Here is a 15,088-nt window from a genome sequence, read left to right as displayed (position 1 = left end):
TGCCGGGCCGGGTCAGCCACGCGAGCCCGCCGTGCGACGGCGACGGCTCCCGGCCCGTCGGCCGCCGTCCTCCTCCGGCTCGGGCTCCCCGGCCTCGGCGTCCTCCGGCTCGGCGTCGTCGTACTCGGCGTCGTCGTACTCCGGGTCGGGCTCGTCGGCCGGTTCCTCGTCCGCGGCGTCGGCGTCGGCGTCGAGGTCGTCCTCGTCGAGGTCCTCCTCCGCGTAGTCGTCGTCCTCGGCCGGTTCCTCCTCGGCGAGGTCGTCCTCCTCCGCGAGGTCGTCCTCGTCGAGGTCGTCCTCGTCGTACTCGGCGTCCTCGTAGTCGTCGTCGTACTCGGCGTCCTCGTCGTCGTACTCGGCGTCGCGCTCCTCCTCGAGCCCCTCCTCGTGGGTCTTGACGACCTCGCTGTCGCGGATCTCCCCGCGCCAGCCCTCCAGCTCCTCGCGATTGAGCAGGGTCTCGACCATCACGTGCCGGCCGTAGTGCTTGAACTCCAGCCGGGCCCGGCGGCCGACGGCGCGCCAGATGTTGCCGGTCTTCTCGAACAGGCCGACCGGGTAGTACTCGAGGATCAGCACGACGCGGGTCAGGTTCGGCGCGAGTTCGTGGAACGACACGCACCCGTTGGCATAGCCCTTGGCACCCTGCGAACGCCAGATGATGTGGGTGTCCGGAATCTGCTCGATGATCGTCGCGCTCCAGGTGCGCTTCGACCAGAACACCTGGGCCTTCCAGTTCGTCTTCTCGTCGGACTCCTGGTCGACCGACTGCACCTTCTTCATGAAGGTCGAGAAGTCCGCGAACTGCGTCCACTGGTCGTAGGCGACCCGCACCGGGACACCGACGTCGAGGTGCTCGACGATGTTCATGAACGTGAACTTGCCGCGGCCCCCGCCGGAACCACCGCCGCCGGCGCCGCCCTCGGAGTCCTCGGAGTCCTCGTCGCCGCCGAGCCCGACGGCCCCCATCACCTTGTCCTTGACGGCCGAGAACCCGCCCTTCACCGCGTTCGTCACCGGATTGCCCCCCTCCTCCGAGCCACCCCCGCCGAGAGCCGCGCCCAAACCGGTCCCGCCGTTCTCGGCGACGCCCGTCAGCCGCTCGGTGAGTCCCTCCACCTGGTTCATCGCGGCGCCGACCGCACGGTCGGCGGCGGCCTTCAACAGCAGCTGCCCGGCCTGTTTGAGGCGGTCGGTGGGCAGCTGGTCCAGCACCGAGGTGCTGCCGTTCTGCTCCTCAGCCATCGGCCCGCGCCTCCGACTTCCTCGTCGCACGCCCGCCCGAGCGCGGCGCCCGGCCGTTGCGCGAGCCGCCCTTGCCCGACGAGTCCGAGGACGAGGAGGACGACGACTCGGAGCTGCGGCCCGAGGAGGACCGCGCGGTCCGCCGGGCCGGGGCCGCGCGGCCCTCGGAGTCGGAGTCCGCGCCGTCCGACGACGACCGGCTCGACGATCCCGCACGTCCCGACGACGATCCCGAGCCCGACGACCGTCCGGTCCGCCGGCGCGGGGGGTCCTCGGAGTCGGCGTCGGCCGACCGCGGACGGCGCGCCTTCGACGTGGTGCCCGCGACCGCCCGGCCCGCTCCCCGCGTCGCCGACCCGGCCGCGCGGGTGCCGCTCTTCGCGGCCCGGCCGACCACCGGAGCCTCCCCGGCGGCGTCGCCGGCGGCGTCGGTCGTGTCCCCGACGGCGTCGGTCGCGCGCTCCGCGGTGTCCCCGGTGGCACCGGCGGCAGCACCGGCGCCCTCGACGGCCGCACCGGCCGCGTCACCGGTCTTCTCCACGCCCGCCCCGGCGGCGTCACCGGCGGCGCCGGCGACCTCCTCGACCGGCTTGCCGAGATTCTCGACCCGCTCGACGAGCGAGCTGGTCAGCGCCTCGAGCCGGTTGCCGGCCGCGGACACCGCGGCCTGTTTACCCGCCTCGAACAGCCGGCCACGCACGGCGTCGGACAGCCGGGTCAGCTCCGGCGACCCCGCCACCACCTTCGACGCCTGCGACACGATTCCGGCAGGCGTCAGATTCAGTTTCCGCCCGGCGAGCGCACCCCCGAGCATGATCGCCAGCTTGGCCTTCTTCGTTCTTCCCAACACATAGCCGCCGACGACGGCCATTCCGATCTTGGAGGCGTTGCTCATGACCCCGTCCCTCTCCATTGAGCGATTACCGGACAGCACTCCGGAACGCCCCGCGTTCCCCACCCTGAATCGGAACCATGACACACCACGAACCGATCTGCCTCCCCCGACGAATACGGATCGGAAGATCGTGCAATTCCGATCTTGCCCATCCGGTGACCATTCGATCACCACGGTGATCGAATGGACGTGGGATCGATTAAGGAAATGTTTCGTCCGAACGGAGCGATTGGGCGACGACCGCTCTAAGATCCATTCCGTGAAGGGCCCTGTCCGCTACGGCGGACGGCCGGGTGCGACAACCGCTCACTTTTCGGCCCCGCGGCCGTTCTCAGGATCGCCGGGCACCCCCGGTGGACCCCGTCGACCGTTCGACGAACGACCACGGAACACCTGGCGGCGCGGGCGCGTCCCGGCGTCGCCGACGACCGTCCGTTCCGGACTCCCGGCCGCCCCGTCCCGGCGGCGCTACCCTGGCCCGCATGTCCGACGGGGCCCGCCGCTGGCGTACCTCCGCCCGTCTGCGCCCGCTCGTGTCCGGGATCTGGTGCTGGTCCTCCCCCGCGGGCCCGGCGGGGACGCACCAGGGCGTGTCGAGCGCCCACCTGACCGTCGTGCTCTGCCTGGACGGTGCGGTCGACCTGCTCGCCGCCCCGGATCCGCGACGCGGCCCGGGCCGGTTCACCGCCTCGGCTGCCGGCCTGCACGCCGCACCCGCGGTGCTCGCGACCGGCACCCGGCAGGCCGGGATGCAGCTGGAGATGACCTGGCGCGGCGCCCGCACGCTGCTCGGGCTGCCCGCCGGCGAGCTGGCCGGCGACGTGGTCGACCTCGCACTGCTCCTCCCCGGCCTGGACACCCTGCTGGACCGGCTGCGCGCCGAGCCGGGGTGGGCGGGGCGCTGCGCACTGCTCGACACCGCACTGTGCGCCGTCGCCGAGGCCCGGGACCGTCCGGGCGACCCGCCGCCGGAGGTGGTGCGCGCCTGGGAGCTGCTGGCCCGCAGCGGCGGGACCGCGCGCGTCGCGGACGTCGCCGGGGAGGTCGGCTGGTCGCAGCGCCACCTCGGTGAGCGGCTACGACGCGAGACCGGGCTCGCGACGAAGGCCGCGGCACGGGTCCTCCGGTTCGAGCGGACGTGCACGCTGCTGCGCCGCCCGTCGGCTCCCCCGCTCGCCGAGCTGGCCGCGATCTGCGGCTACGCCGACCAGCAGCACCTGGCCCGCGACTTCCGCGACCTCGCGGGCACCACCGCGCTCACCTGGCGGGCCGAGCGGGTCCGGCCGGCGGCTCCGATTCGTCCACGACCGCGGCGCCCGTCCCCGGCACCCTCGCCCCCATGAGCGACCGGCCCGGCCTCTGGCCCAGTCTGTCCAGCCCCGGCCCGCGCGTCCTGGTCACGTTCCTGACCTCGGCACCGGACTTCACCGAGCGCGCCGTCCACACCGGCGACGACGGCGCGATCGTCCACGCCGAGCTGGTGCGCACCGGGTCCACCGGTGCCCCCGCCGCCGTGCTGCTCGGCCCCGCCCACGACGGGTGCCGCCCACCCGGCGGCGCGGCCGTCCACCTCGTCTGCGACGACCCGGACGCCCTGTTCGCCCGCGCCGTCGCGGCCGGTGCCACCGTCGTGCACGCGCCCTTCGACGCCGACGACGGCAGCCGCGTGTTCGCAGTCGCCGACCCGGACGGCAACCACTGGAGCGGGGGCACCTGGTACGAGTAGCGCGTGGTCCGCCTCGCCCTGCACACCCCGGAGATACCGCCCAACACCGGCAACGCGATCCGGCTCGCCGCGAACACCGGCGCCGAGCTGCACCTGGTCCGGCCGCTCGGCTTCTCCCTCGACGAGCGCGCGGTGCGCCGGGCCGGGCTCGACTACGCCGACCTCGCCGAGGTCGTCGTGCACGACGACACGGCCGCGTTCGCCGGCTGGGTGCGCGCCGCGGGGGCACGGGTGTTCGCGTTCGTGCCGGGCGCGCCGGTCCGCTACACCGACGTCGCCTATTCCGACGAGGACGTGCTGCTGTTCGGCCGCGAGTCGACCGGGCTGCCGCCGGAGGTGGCGGGCGCGGACTGGGTGACGGGCACGGTGGCACTGCCCATGCGGTCGTCGAACCGCTCGCTGAACCTGGCCAACGCCGCCGCCGTCGCCGTCTACGAGGCGTGGCGGCAGCAGGGGTTCAGCTGATCCCGTCGAGGAACCGGGCGATCCCGGTGTCGAGGATCCGCAGCAGGTCGTAAGGCGGGTCCCCGATCCGTCGCCGCGGCCGCTCCCGGGCTCGCCGAGCACCGGGCCGCGACCGCCGCGACGGCCCTCACGCTCCCGGGGTACCGAGCACCGGAGGTCAGGACTGCCGGATCGCCTGCACGTCGAGCTGGATCTGGATCGTCGACCCGACCACGGGCAGGCCCTTGGCGATGGTCTGCTGCCAGTTGAGCGTGTAGTGCTCGCGGTGCAGCTGGGTGGTGGCGATCGCGCCGACCCGGTCACCGTTCCACTCCGCGGCGCCCAGGAACGTGGTGTCCAGCGAGACGTCGCTGGTGAGGCCGTGCAGCGTGAGGTCGCCGTCCACGGTCCACCGGTTCCCGCCGTGCGCGACGAAGCGCACGCTGGAGAAACGGAGCTCGGGGAAGCGCTCGACGTCGAGGAAGTCGGCCGAGCGCAGGTGGGTGTCCCGGGCGGGGACGTTGGTGTCGACACTCGCCGCGTCGATCACGACGTCGACCGAGGACTCCTCGAACGGCTCGGCGATCCGGATCTGGCCCTGGAACCGGTTGAACCGGCCGTACACCTTGGACATGCCGATGTGCCGGGCGACGAAGCGCACCGAGCTGTGGTCGCCGTCGATCACGAAGACGCCGGGGCGCGGCGGGCGCAGCGCCGGGTCCTCGCCGAGGACGATGTGGCCCATGTCGGCGTGCTCGCCCCAGGACACCTCGACGACGTCGGTGACCTGCTGGTAGCCGCCCGCCTCGACGCGCACCCGGTACCGGCCGGGCATCAGCGACGCGGCGAACCGGCCGAACGGGTCGGTCTCGACGTACACCGCACGCCGGTCGGCGGGGTCCATCACGGACACCTCGGTACCGGCCAGGGCACCGCCCTGCTGGTCGCGGACCTGGCCGGACAGCACGCCGCCGGTCAGCGGAATCGGGACGAGCGCGTGCCGGTCGGTGGTGCCCCGCGCCGGGCGACGACGGTCCTTCTTCCTCCAGAACACCAGCCAGAACCTCCCCTGCCCGGCGACGACGGGCAGCACGACGTGCGGTCGCCGGCCGGCGACCCCTGGTCACTCTGGCACGAACGTGACCGTTCCGTTAACCCGTCGGCCCGAAAAGTCGATCACCGACGGTGTCGGGATCATCACCGCCCCGCGGCCGTCACCCGCGGCGTCACTCGTCGTCGTCGGCGATCTCGCCGCCGTCGGCGGTCCCGCCGCCGCGGATCAGGAGGAGAGCACCCTCCAGCTCGTCCGGCTTGACCAGCACGTCGCGGGCCTTCGAGCCCTCCGAGGGGCCGACGATGTTGCGGGTCTCGAGCAGGTCCATCAGCCGGCCCGCCTTCGCGAACCCGACCCGCAACTTGCGCTGCAGCATCGAGGTCGACCCGAACTGCGAGCTGACGATCAGCTCGGTGGCCTGCAGCAGCAGGTCGAGGTCGTCACCGATGTCGGCGTCGATCTCCTTCTTCTCGCCGGCCTTCTGCGCGGTGACGCCCTCGGTGTAGCTGGGCTCGGCCTGCTCCTTGGTGAACGCGACGACCTTGGAGATCTCGTCGTCGTCGACGAAGGCGCCCTGCATGCGGACCGGCTTGCCGGCGCCCATCGGCAGGTAGAGCGCGTCGCCCATGCCGATCAGCTTCTCCGCGCCCGGCTGGTCGAGGATGACCCGCGAGTCGGTCAGCGACGACGTCGCGAACGCCAGCCGGCTCGGGACGTTGGTCTTGATCAGACCGGTGACGACGTCCACCGACGGCCGCTGGGTCGCCAGGATCAGGTGGATCCCGGCCGCACGCGCCTTCTGTGTGATCCGGACGATCGCGTCCTCGACGTCGCGCGGCGCGGTCATCATGAGGTCGGCGAGCTCGTCGACGATGCACATGATGTACGGGTAGGGCCGGTACACCCGCTCGGACCCGGGCGGGGCGGTGATCTCCCCGGTGCGGACCTTGCGGTTGAAGTCGTCGACGTGGCGGACCCGGTTGGCCTGCATGTCCTGATAGCGCTGCTCCATCTCCTCCACCAGCCAGGCCAGCGCCGCGGCGGCCTTCTTCGGCTGGGTGATGATGGGCGTGATCAGGTGCGGGATGCCCTCGTAGGGCGTCAGCTCGACCATCTTCGGGTCGATGAGGATCATCCGGACCTCGTCCGGCGTGGCCCGCGTCAGCAGCGACACCAGCATCGAGTTGACGAAGCTGGACTTACCGGAACCGGTGGAGCCCGCGACCAGCAGGTGCGGCATCTTCGCCAGGTTCGCGACGAGGTAGTGGCCCTCGATGTCCTTGCCCAGCCCGATCCCCATCGGGTGCTGCTCGGCTCGGGCGTTGCCCGAGCGCAGCACGTCGCCGAGGCGGACCATCTCGCGGTCGGTGTTGGGGACCTCGATGCCGACCGCGGACTTGCCGGGGATCGGCGCGAGCAGCCGCACGTTGTCGTTGGCGACGGCGTAGGCGAGATTGCGCTGCAGCTGGGTGATCTTCTCGACCTTCACCGCCGGGCCGAGCTCGATCTCGTAGCGGGTGACCGTCGGGCCACGGGTGAAGCCGGTGACCTGGGCGTCGACGTTGAACTGGTCGAGGACCCCGGTGATCGCCTCGATCATCGCGTCGTTGGCGGAGCTGCGGGACTTCGGCGGCGGCCCGGCCTCCAGGGTGTCCGCCGGCGGCAGGATGTACTCGGTGTCGGACTGCGGCTCGCGGATCGCCATCGAGAGCTGCTCCCCCTCGAGCGGCTCGTCCGCGACCTGCGGCGTCTCGACGACGGGCTTGCGCGGCTTCGTCGCCGGCGGTGCGGCCGCGGCGGGGACGGCGGCGGGCACCTCCTCGTCCGGGACGCCGGGCAGCGACGGGTCCACCGGGGCCGGGGCGTGCTCGCCGTCCTCCGTCCGGAACGCGTCGGCCTCCGCGGCCCCCTGCCTGCGCCGCGCCGGGCGCCGCTTCTTCGGAGCCTCCTCGGCGTCCCCGGCCTGCCCGTCCCGCTCGGCGACGGCGTCGGCCACCGTGCGCGGGCGGCCCGCACCGGTGTCCTCCTCGTCGTCCTGCTCGGGCGGCAGCTGTCCGGTGAGCCTGCGGAAACGATCCGGCAGCTCCCGCACCGGGATGCCGGTGACCAGCAGGACCGAGTACAGCGTCAGGAGGACGAGAACGGGTACGGCCGTCCACAGGCTGAGCCCGGCCTTCAGTGGGGTCCCCGCGACGTAGCCGAGCGCGCCGCCCGCGGCACGCCAGGCGTCGGGCTCGGCGGGTGCTCCGGCACCCAGGTGCACCAACCCGAGCACGCCGAGGGAGAGCAGCAGGCTGCCGGTCACGATCCGCGGCCGGGCCTCCGGGTGCCCCTCGGTGGTGACCAGCACGATGCCGATACCCAGCAGGATCGCCGGCAGCGCGACGCCGGCCTGGCCCATCACCGCCTGCACCAGGAAGGTGAACCAGTAGCCGACCGAGCCGCCCGCCTGCCACCACAGCCCGGCGGCGGCGATGACGGCGAGCACGAGCATGCCGAAGCCGATGCCGTCACGGCGGTGCGCGGGGTCGATCTCGCGGGTGCGCCCGACCGCGCGCCCGGAGGCGCGGACGGTCTTCGCCACGCCCCGGCCGACCGCGTCGATCCCGCGGTCGACCAGGTCCGGTCCCTGGCGCCGGGCCGGCGGCCTGCGGCCTGCCGACGGGCGCTTGCGGGCGGTGGACGCGCGCGAGCCGGACCGCCCCGAGCCGCGGCCCGCGGCCGCAGTCGTGGTGGTCCTGCCCGTACCCGTGCGTCCCGCCATGTCACACACGGTAGCCCGGTTCGGTGATCGAACCGGGGACCGACGCGGGTGTGGAGGGGTCGACGACCCCTCCACACACTCAGACGGCGATGACCGTGGGGACGATCATGGGGCGGCGGCGGTAGGTGTCCGACACCCAGCGGCCGACGACGCGCCGCACGCCCTGGGCGATCCGGTGCGGGTCGGTGACGCCCTCGTTCTCCAGCCGGGACAGCTCGTCCTCGACCAGCGACTGGGCGGCGTCGAGAGCCTTCGGGTCGTCGGAGAACCCGCGTCCGGAGAGCGTCGGACGCGACAGCGCACGGCCGGTCTTGTGGTCGATCGCCACGTTGATCGCGATGAAGCCGCCCTCGCCGAGCGCGATACGGTCACCGAGAGTGGTCTCGCCCACGTCACCGACCGACAGCCCGTCGACGTAGACCTGCCCGACCTCGACCCGGCCGGTGATCGCCGCGCGGCCGTCGACGAGGTCCACGACCACGCCGTTCTCCGCGATGACCACCGACTCCTCGGGTACCCCCGTGCGACGCGCGAGCGCGGCGTTGGCCCGCAGGTGGCGCCACTCCCCGTGCACGGGCATGACGTTCGACGGGCGCACCGCGTTGTAGAGGAACAGCAGCTCGCCGGCCGGGGCGTGCCCGGAGACGTGCACCTTGGCGTTGCCCTGGTGCACGACTGTCGCGCCGAGCCGGGTCAGCCCGTTGATCACGCCGAACACGGCGGTCTCGTTGCCCGGGATCAGCGAGCTGGCCAGGATGATCGTGTCGTCCGGGCGGATCGTGATGCTGCGGTGGTCCCCGCGCGCCATCCGGGACAGCGCGGCGAGCGGCTCACCCTGCGATCCGGTGGAGACGAGCACGAGCTTCTCGTCGGGCAGGCGCATCGCCTCGTCGATGTCGACGAGCAGCCCGTCGGGGATGTTCAGCAGCGAGTGGTCGTCGGCCAGGCCCATGTTGCGGACCATCGAGCGCCCGGTCAGGCACACCTTGCGGCCGTGCGCCTGCGCGGCGTCGAGCACCTGCTGGACGCGGTGCACGTGGCTGGCGAAGCAGGCCAGGATGATCCGCGACGGCGCCCGGCGGACCAGGTCGGAGATGACCGGCCCGATGTCGGCCTCGGGGGTGACGAAGCCCGGCACCTCGGCGTTGGTGGAGTCGACCAGGAACAGGTCGACGCCCTCCTCGCCCAGCCGGGAGAACCCGCCCAGGTCGGTGAGCCGCCCGTCGAGCGGGAGCTGGTCGAGCTTGATGTCACCGGTGTGCAGCAGCAGCCCGGCGGGCGTGCGGATCGCGACGGCGACGGCGTCGGGGATCGAGTGGTTGACCGCGAAGTACTCGCAGTCCCACCCGCCGTGGGACACCCGGTCGCCCTCCTTGATCTCCTGCAGGTGCGGGGTCAGGCGGTGTTCCTTGCACTTGGCCGCGACCAGGGCGAGCGTGAACCGGGACCCGACGACGGGGATGTCCGGGCGCATGCGCAGCAGCCACGGCACGGCACCGATGTGGTCCTCGTGGCCATGGGTCAGCACGAGCGCGTCGATGTCGTCGAGGCGGCCCTCGAGGGTCCGGAAGTCGGGCAGGATCAGGTCGATGCCCGGCTCGGAGTCGGACGGGAACAGCACGCCGCAGTCGACGACGAGCAGCCGGCCCTCGTACTCGAAGACGGTCATGTTGCGACCGACCTCGCCGATGCCGCCGAGCGCGTAGACGCGCAGGCCGCCCCGTGCGAGGGCGGGTGGCGGGGCGTCCGGGAGCTCCGGGCGCTCGATGTTCTCCGGCGGCGCGGAGAGCGTCCGGCCGGGCCGGTTGCGTCGGTCGTTGCGCTGGGGACTCACAGGGGTTCGTGCCTCACATGGGTTCGTGTTCTCTGGTTCGTGTTCTGGGGCCCGCTCGGGTGCGGAGCCGGCGCACCTGCTCAGGTGCGGTGGTATGCGACCTCGGCGCCGACGTCGGCTGCGGTGCGTCCGCCCAGGGCGCCGTGGCCGGGCTGGTAGGCGGGGGCGTTCGGGCGGGCCTGCGGGTCCAGCGCCACCCCGGCGACGGCGAGGTCGCCGGCGATCGCCGCGACCTGGTCCTCGGTGGCGGGCGGCAGCGGCAGCCGGGTGTCGCCGACGTCGATGCCGCGCAGCCGCAGTGCCGTCTTGGCGAACACCGCGCCGCCGACCCGGCCCATCCCGCGGATCACCGGGAGCATCGCGTAGTGCAGCGCACGGGCCCGCTGGTGTTCACCGGCGTGGTAGGCGTCGATCATGGCGCGCAGCCGGTCGGCGACGACGTGGCCGATCACGCTGACGAAACCGACCGCCCCGACCGAGAGCCACGGCAGGTTCACCGGGTCGTCGCCGGAGTAGTAGGCCAGCGTGGTCGTGGCGAGCACCTCGGTGCCGACCCGCAGGTCGTTGCGTGCGTCCTTCACCGCGACGATGCGCGGGTTCTGCGCCAGGCGCTGGAAGGTGTCGACATCGATGCCGATCACGCTGCGCGGCGGGATGTCGTAGAGCATCACCGGCAGGTCGCCCGCGTCGGCGACGGCGGTGAAGTGGGCGAGCAGGCCCTCCTGCGGCGGCCGCGAGTAGTACGGCGTCACCACGAGCAGTCCGTGCGCACCGGCGCGCTCCGCGCTGCGGGCCAGCTCGATCGAGTGCGCGGTGTCGTAGGTGCCCGCCCCGGCGACGATCGTCGCCCGGTCCCCCACCGCCGACACGACGGCGCGGATCAGCTCCGACTTCTCGGTGTCCGACGTCGTCGGTCCCTCACCGGTCGTGCCGTTGACGACCAGCCCGTCGTTACCGAGATCGACCAGGTGGTTCGCCAGCTCCTCGGCCTTCGCCAGGTCCAGCTCGCCGTCGGCGTCGAACGGCGTGACCATCGCGGTCAGCACCTCGCCGAACGGTCGGCGCGGCGGGTGCTGCTGCCCGCCGGGGGCGGGCTCGGGACCGGTGCTCATGACTGGTGACGGTACCGCCCGGGGCCGACGGATCCCGGTCACATCCCGGACGGGGCGCCGCGGTAGGCCTCCACGTCGGCGGGCAGACCGGTCACCTCGACCCGCGCGGCGTCCCGGCCGAAGGCGTGCAGCACGAGCTCGGCGGGCTCGCCGGTCACCGTGACCACGCCGAAACCGGTCGCGACGACCTGGGTCGCGCCCTCCGGGCGGGCCAGGACCACGCCGACCGGGCTGCGCCGGAACAGCAGCTTGGCCTGGGTGTGCAGCAGGTTCCACAGCTGTCCGTCGCGCTCCGGGTCGGACGGGCGGGGCTCCCAGCCGGGCTCCCCGCGGCGCAGATCCTCGTGGTGGACGAAGAACTCGGCGCCGTTGGCGATCTCGTCGACCTTGCCGACCTTGAACGGCGACCACGCGGGCGGGCCCTTGCGCAGGTCGTCGATCATGTTCGGCCAGGCCGCGGACGCGTAGCCGTCCATCGCCTTGTCGGTCATGCCCGACAGGGCGGGCACCACGATCCCCGCGGCGTTCCACGGCTGCCGCTCCCGCACCAGCAGGTGGGTGAGCAGGTCCCGGGCGTTCCACCCCTCGCACAACGTCGGGCGGTCGGGGCCCGAGCGTTCGAATTCGGCACACAGGGCGGCACGTTCGGCGGTGGCGAGGCTCACCGCCCCCAACCTAGTCCGGCCCGCCCCGGGCCGCACCGCGCGACGAACGGTCGACAAACGGCTGACGGAACGCAGGCCATCTGTAGCCGGTGATACAGATCTCACCTGTCCGTGTCCGGATACTCCGGTCCGTCCCACTACACGCTTCTCGACGGGGAGAACACACGTGACGAACGCTGCCACCACGCAGCCGCCGCGGTCGATGCGCCGGATCGCGCTCGCGAGCATGACCGGCACGGTCATCGAGTTCTACGACTTCTTCATCTACGGCACCGCCGCGGCCCTGGTGTTCAACAAGGTCTTCTTCCCCGAGCTCGGGGCGGCGGCCGGTACCGCGCTCGCCCTGGCCACCTTCGGCGTCGCGTTCGTCGCGCGCCCGTTCGGGTCGGTCCTGTTCGGCCACTTCGGCGACCGGCTCGGCCGCAAGGGCACGCTGGTCACCACGCTGCTGCTGATGGGCTTCTCGACGCTGGCCATCGGCCTGCTGCCCACCACCGGCACGATCGGCGTCCTCGCGCCGATCCTGCTCGTGGTGCTGCGCATCCTGCAGGGCCTCGCCGTCGGCGGCGAGTGGGCCGGTGCCACGCTGCTGACCGCGGAGAACGCGCCGACCAAGGCGCGGGGCAAGTACGCCCTGTTCCCGCAGCTGGGCCCGTCGGTCGCGTTCGCGCTGGCGTCGGCGACCTTCCTGGTCACCGCGCTGACCATGAGCAACGAGGCGTTCCTGGCCTGGGGCTGGCGCATCCCGTTCATCGGGTCGGTGCTGCTCGTGGCCGTCGGGCTCTACGTGCGGCTCGCGCTGGAGGAGACCGCGGGCTTCAAGAACAGCGGCCCGGTCTCGACGAAGCTCCCGATCACCGAGGTCTTCACCAGCCGTCCGGCCGCGGTGTTCCTCGGCGCCGGCTCGACGACCGCGGTCTTCGCCTTCTTCTACATCGGCGTCACCTACCTGACCAGCTACGGCACCCAGCAGCTGCAGCTGCCGCGGCCGTCGGTGCTGGCCATGGGCATCGTCGGCGGCATCGTCTTCGCGCTGACGACGATCGCCTCGGCGATCCTGTCCGACCGGGTCGGGCGCCGGAAGATGGTCGTCGGCGGCAACATCGCCTCGGTCGTCGCCGGGCTCGTCGCGTTCCCGATCATCGACATCGGCACGGTGTGGTCGTTCGGTCTCGGCCTGTCGCTGGTGCTCGGCGTCGTCGGCATCGCCTACGGCCCGATCGGCGCCCAGCTGCCGGAGCTGTTCCCGACCCGCTTCCGCTACACCGGCGCCGGGATCGCCTACAACCTCGCCGGCGTCTTCGGCGGCGGCGTGGTCCCGCTGTTCGCCGCGGCGCTGGCCGCGTCGACGCTGGGCAGCCTCGGCATCGGCCTGCTGCTCTCGGCGGTCTCGCTGATCAGCCTGCTCTGCACGCTGGCCCTGCCGCAGACCGACGCGGACTCCCTCGCCGAGCAGGACGCACAGCTCGCGGCCGCCTGACCGGCCACCGGTGCGGCCCGTCCGGGCGGGCCGCACCGCACCCACCCGGTGCCGGCGGCCGCCGGCCGGCACCCCCGGACCCCGACGGCCCGGACGCACCCCTCGGCGTCCGGGCCGTCCCGCCTACCCGCAGGCGCCCCAGCCCGCTACCGTCCGGACGGACCATCGGCGACGGCCGGGAGGCGGGACCATGAGCAGCGGCGCGGCGCGGCGGCCCGACGGCTCCGTACGCGCCCTGCCCGCCCCCGATCTCGACGACCACCCGGTCTCGCCGTTCCTGACCGCCCCGTGGACGTCGCTGACCTCGCGGATCGCGCAGCTGGGCAGCCCCCGCCACTACGCCCGCGGCGAGCACGTCTACACCCAGGGCCAGCTGTCGTCGCGGTTCCACCTCGTCGTGTCCGGGCGGGTCCGGATCTACCTGCACCGGCCCGACGGCTCGGAACGCTCCCTGGCCTACGCCGAGCCCGGCGCCAGCCTCGGCGAGGCGGCCTGCGTCGACGGACGGCCGCGCCACCTCGCCTCGGTCTGCACCCGGCCGTCGGAGATCGTCTCGGTGACCCGCGACGCGCTGCTGAGCGCCGCCCGCGAGGAGCCGGAGCTCCTGCTCGAGATCACCCGCCGGATCGCCTACAAGCAGCGGGTCATGCAGCTGCACGTGCTGATCGAGGGGCTGCCCGCCCGCGAGCGGATCGTCCTGCTGCTCGGCCACCTGGTGGAAGCCTACGGCGAGATCGCGCTCGACGAGGTGGCCCGGCTGTCGATCCGCCCCGCCGTCGACGAGCTCGGACTGCTCGTGGGGCTCACCCGGGTCACGACCAGCCGTGAGCTGTCCCGGCTGGTCGCGGAGGGCCTGCTGGAGAAGGAGGGACGCGGGTTCGTCGTGCGGGACCTACCGGACCTGCGACGACGGGTGCACGCCGTCCTGGCCTGAGCCGGTGCTCGGCGCCGGTACCCGCTCGGTGAGCCTCGCTCAGCCCTCGGCCACCAGTGGGCTGGAGGCGATCTCGGTGCCGTCGGCGAGGGTCTGGATCTGGAAGTCCGCGAACACGTTCGGCACCTCGACCTGCAGCTGGCGCAGGCACTCGACGGCGAGGTTGCGGATCTCGACGTCGGCGGCCTCGGAGGCGCGCATCGCGATGAAGTGCCGCCACGCCCGGTAGTTCCCGGTGACGACGATCTTGGTCTCGGTGGCGTTCGGCAGCACCGACCGCGCGGCCTGGCGGGCCTGCTTGCGCCGCAGCGTGCCGTTCGGCACGTCGGCGAAGCGCGCCTCCAGACCCTCGAGGAGCTTCTCGTAGGACGCGAGCGCGTCGGCCGAGGCCTGCAGGAACAGCTCGTGCAGCTCCGGGTCCTGGGCGATGACGTCGGGCTCCACCATCGCGGCGTCACGCTCGGGGACGTAGCGCTGCGAGAGCTGGGAGTAGGAGAAGTGCCGGTGCCGGATCAGCTCGTGGGTCAGGGAGCGCGAGATACCGGTCAGGTAGAAGCTGACCGAGCCGTGCTCGAGGACCGAGAGATGCCCGACCTCGAGGATGTGGGCGATGTAGCCGGCGTTGGTCGCGGTGCGCGGGTTCGGCTTGGTCCACGACTGGTAGCAGGCGCGGCCGGCGAACTCCGCCAGCGCCTGGCCGCCGTCGGCGTCGGTGGACCACGGGACGTCCGCGGGCGGGGTGAACTCGGTCTTCGCGACGAGCTGCACGGTCAGCGGGACGGTCTTCGGCGCGGTCTCCGGCATGCCGCGAGGGTAACGACCGGCGTCTCCGGCACCCGCCGGGCCCCGCGCCCGCACCGACGGTGGCGGCCGCGGCACCCCCGGTGCGCTGCGACGTCGCCACCGACGCCACGAACGAGTGGCGTGATGTCAGG

Annotated in this window: 13 protein-coding genes; 5 read left to right on the top strand and 8 right to left on the bottom strand. The window is 72.9% G+C overall.

The window, feature by feature from the left end; translation table 11 throughout:
• Window positions 1–12: 12 nt before the first annotated feature.
• Both ATL51_RS24265 and ATL51_RS24260 read right to left on the bottom strand, forming a co-directional pair.
• Window positions 13–1,245: an SRPBCC family protein gene (locus tag ATL51_RS24265; protein ID WP_100880037.1), complete on the bottom strand. Its 1,233-nt coding sequence runs from the start codon at window positions 1,243–1,245 to the stop codon at window positions 13–15.
• On the bottom strand, window positions 1,238–2,140 hold the full coding sequence (locus ATL51_RS24260) for a hypothetical protein (RefSeq protein ID WP_100880036.1): 903 nt from the start codon (window positions 2,138–2,140) through the stop codon (window positions 1,238–1,240). Before ATL51_RS24260 ends, ATL51_RS24265 begins: the two co-directional genes overlap by 8 nt.
• Before the next feature lie 482 nt (window positions 2,141–2,622).
• On the opposite strand from ATL51_RS24260, the gene ATL51_RS24255 reads away from it, so the two are divergent.
• The 3 genes from ATL51_RS24255 to ATL51_RS24245 are packed head-to-tail and all read left to right on the top strand — an operon-like array spanning window position 2,623 to window position 4,331.
• Window positions 2,623–3,483: a helix-turn-helix domain-containing protein gene (locus ATL51_RS24255; protein WP_100880035.1), complete on the top strand. Its 861-nt coding sequence runs from the start codon at window positions 2,623–2,625 to the stop codon at window positions 3,481–3,483.
• A complete protein-coding gene (locus ATL51_RS24250; protein WP_100880034.1) occupies window positions 3,480–3,866 on the top strand; it encodes a VOC family protein in 387 nt (128 codons plus the stop codon). Before ATL51_RS24255 ends, ATL51_RS24250 begins: the two co-directional genes overlap by 4 nt.
• Window positions 3,867–3,869: 3 nt before the next feature.
• Window positions 3,870–4,331 (top strand): tRNA (cytidine(34)-2'-O)-methyltransferase, encoded by a 462-nt coding sequence (locus tag ATL51_RS24245; RefSeq protein WP_100880033.1) that lies wholly within the window; start codon window positions 3,870–3,872, stop codon window positions 4,329–4,331.
• A gap of 157 nt (window positions 4,332–4,488) precedes the next feature.
• Here the strand turns inward: ATL51_RS24245 and ATL51_RS24240 are convergent, their stop codons facing one another.
• From ATL51_RS24240 to ATL51_RS24220, 5 genes are all read right to left on the bottom strand, one after another.
• Complete coding sequence (locus ATL51_RS24240; protein ID WP_100880032.1) at window positions 4,489–5,403, bottom strand: YceI family protein; 915 nt, start codon at window positions 5,401–5,403, stop codon at window positions 4,489–4,491.
• A gap of 133 nt (window positions 5,404–5,536) precedes the next feature.
• Window positions 5,537–8,128, bottom strand: coding sequence for an FtsK/SpoIIIE family DNA translocase (locus tag ATL51_RS24235; RefSeq protein WP_100880031.1), 2,592 nt, complete (start codon window positions 8,126–8,128; stop codon window positions 5,537–5,539).
• Window positions 8,129–8,207: 79 nt separating this feature from the next.
• Window positions 8,208–9,896 carry a ribonuclease J gene (locus tag ATL51_RS24230; RefSeq protein WP_100880917.1) on the bottom strand — a complete coding sequence of 563 codons (1,689 nt, stop codon included), beginning with the start codon at window positions 9,894–9,896 and terminating at the stop codon, window positions 8,208–8,210.
• Window positions 9,897–10,042: 146 nt separating this feature from the next.
• Complete coding sequence (gene dapA, locus ATL51_RS24225; protein WP_100880030.1) at window positions 10,043–11,074, bottom strand: 4-hydroxy-tetrahydrodipicolinate synthase; 1,032 nt, start codon at window positions 11,072–11,074, stop codon at window positions 10,043–10,045.
• A 38-nt stretch (window positions 11,075–11,112) separates the two neighbouring features.
• Window positions 11,113–11,739, bottom strand: coding sequence for a TIGR03085 family metal-binding protein (locus tag ATL51_RS24220; protein ID WP_062401167.1), 627 nt, complete (start codon window positions 11,737–11,739; stop codon window positions 11,113–11,115).
• A gap of 166 nt (window positions 11,740–11,905) precedes the next feature.
• Between ATL51_RS24220 and ATL51_RS24215 the strand changes: the two genes are divergently transcribed.
• Together ATL51_RS24215 and ATL51_RS24210 are read left to right on the top strand one after the other, a co-directional pair.
• The gene (locus ATL51_RS24215) at window positions 11,906–13,219 is read left to right on the top strand and encodes an MFS transporter (protein ID WP_100880029.1); all 1,314 of its coding nucleotides are present in this window, start codon (window positions 11,906–11,908) and stop codon (window positions 13,217–13,219) included.
• 190 nt (window positions 13,220–13,409) lie between these two features.
• Window positions 13,410–14,153, top strand: coding sequence for a Crp/Fnr family transcriptional regulator (locus ATL51_RS24210; RefSeq protein WP_100880028.1), 744 nt, complete (start codon window positions 13,410–13,412; stop codon window positions 14,151–14,153).
• A 39-nt stretch (window positions 14,154–14,192) separates the two neighbouring features.
• Here the strand turns inward: ATL51_RS24210 and thyX are convergent, their stop codons facing one another.
• Window positions 14,193–14,957, bottom strand: coding sequence for an FAD-dependent thymidylate synthase (thyX, locus tag ATL51_RS24205; RefSeq protein WP_062401161.1), 765 nt, complete (start codon window positions 14,955–14,957; stop codon window positions 14,193–14,195).
• Window positions 14,958–15,088 lie beyond the last annotated feature (131 nt).

The organism is Pseudonocardia alni (assembly GCF_002813375.1).
GTDB lineage: Bacteria > Actinomycetota > Actinomycetes > Mycobacteriales > Pseudonocardiaceae > Pseudonocardia > Pseudonocardia alni.
This window is presented reverse-complemented; position numbering and strand designations above follow the sequence as displayed.

Bases quoted from the DNA above. Each gene is read 5' to 3' on its own strand.
- ATL51_RS24210 (WP_100880028.1), top strand. From the start codon at position 13,410: ATGAGCAGCGGCGCGGCGCGGCGGCCCGACGGCTCCGTACGCGCCCTG.
- ATL51_RS24235 (WP_100880031.1), bottom strand. From the start codon at position 8,128: ATGGCGGGACGCACGGGTACGGGCAGGACCACCACGACTGCGGCCGCG.
- ATL51_RS24250 (WP_100880034.1), top strand. From the start codon at position 3,480: ATGAGCGACCGGCCCGGCCTCTGGCCCAGTCTGTCCAGCCCCGGCCCG.
- ATL51_RS24255 (WP_100880035.1), top strand. From the start codon at position 2,623: ATGTCCGACGGGGCCCGCCGCTGGCGTACCTCCGCCCGTCTGCGCCCG.
- dapA (WP_100880030.1), bottom strand. From the start codon at position 11,074: ATGAGCACCGGTCCCGAGCCCGCCCCCGGCGGGCAGCAGCACCCGCCG.
- thyX (WP_062401161.1), bottom strand. From the start codon at position 14,957: ATGCCGGAGACCGCGCCGAAGACCGTCCCGCTGACCGTGCAGCTCGTC.
- ATL51_RS24260 (WP_100880036.1), bottom strand. From the start codon at position 2,140: ATGAGCAACGCCTCCAAGATCGGAATGGCCGTCGTCGGCGGCTATGTG.
- ATL51_RS24265 (WP_100880037.1), bottom strand. From the start codon at position 1,245: ATGGCTGAGGAGCAGAACGGCAGCACCTCGGTGCTGGACCAGCTGCCC.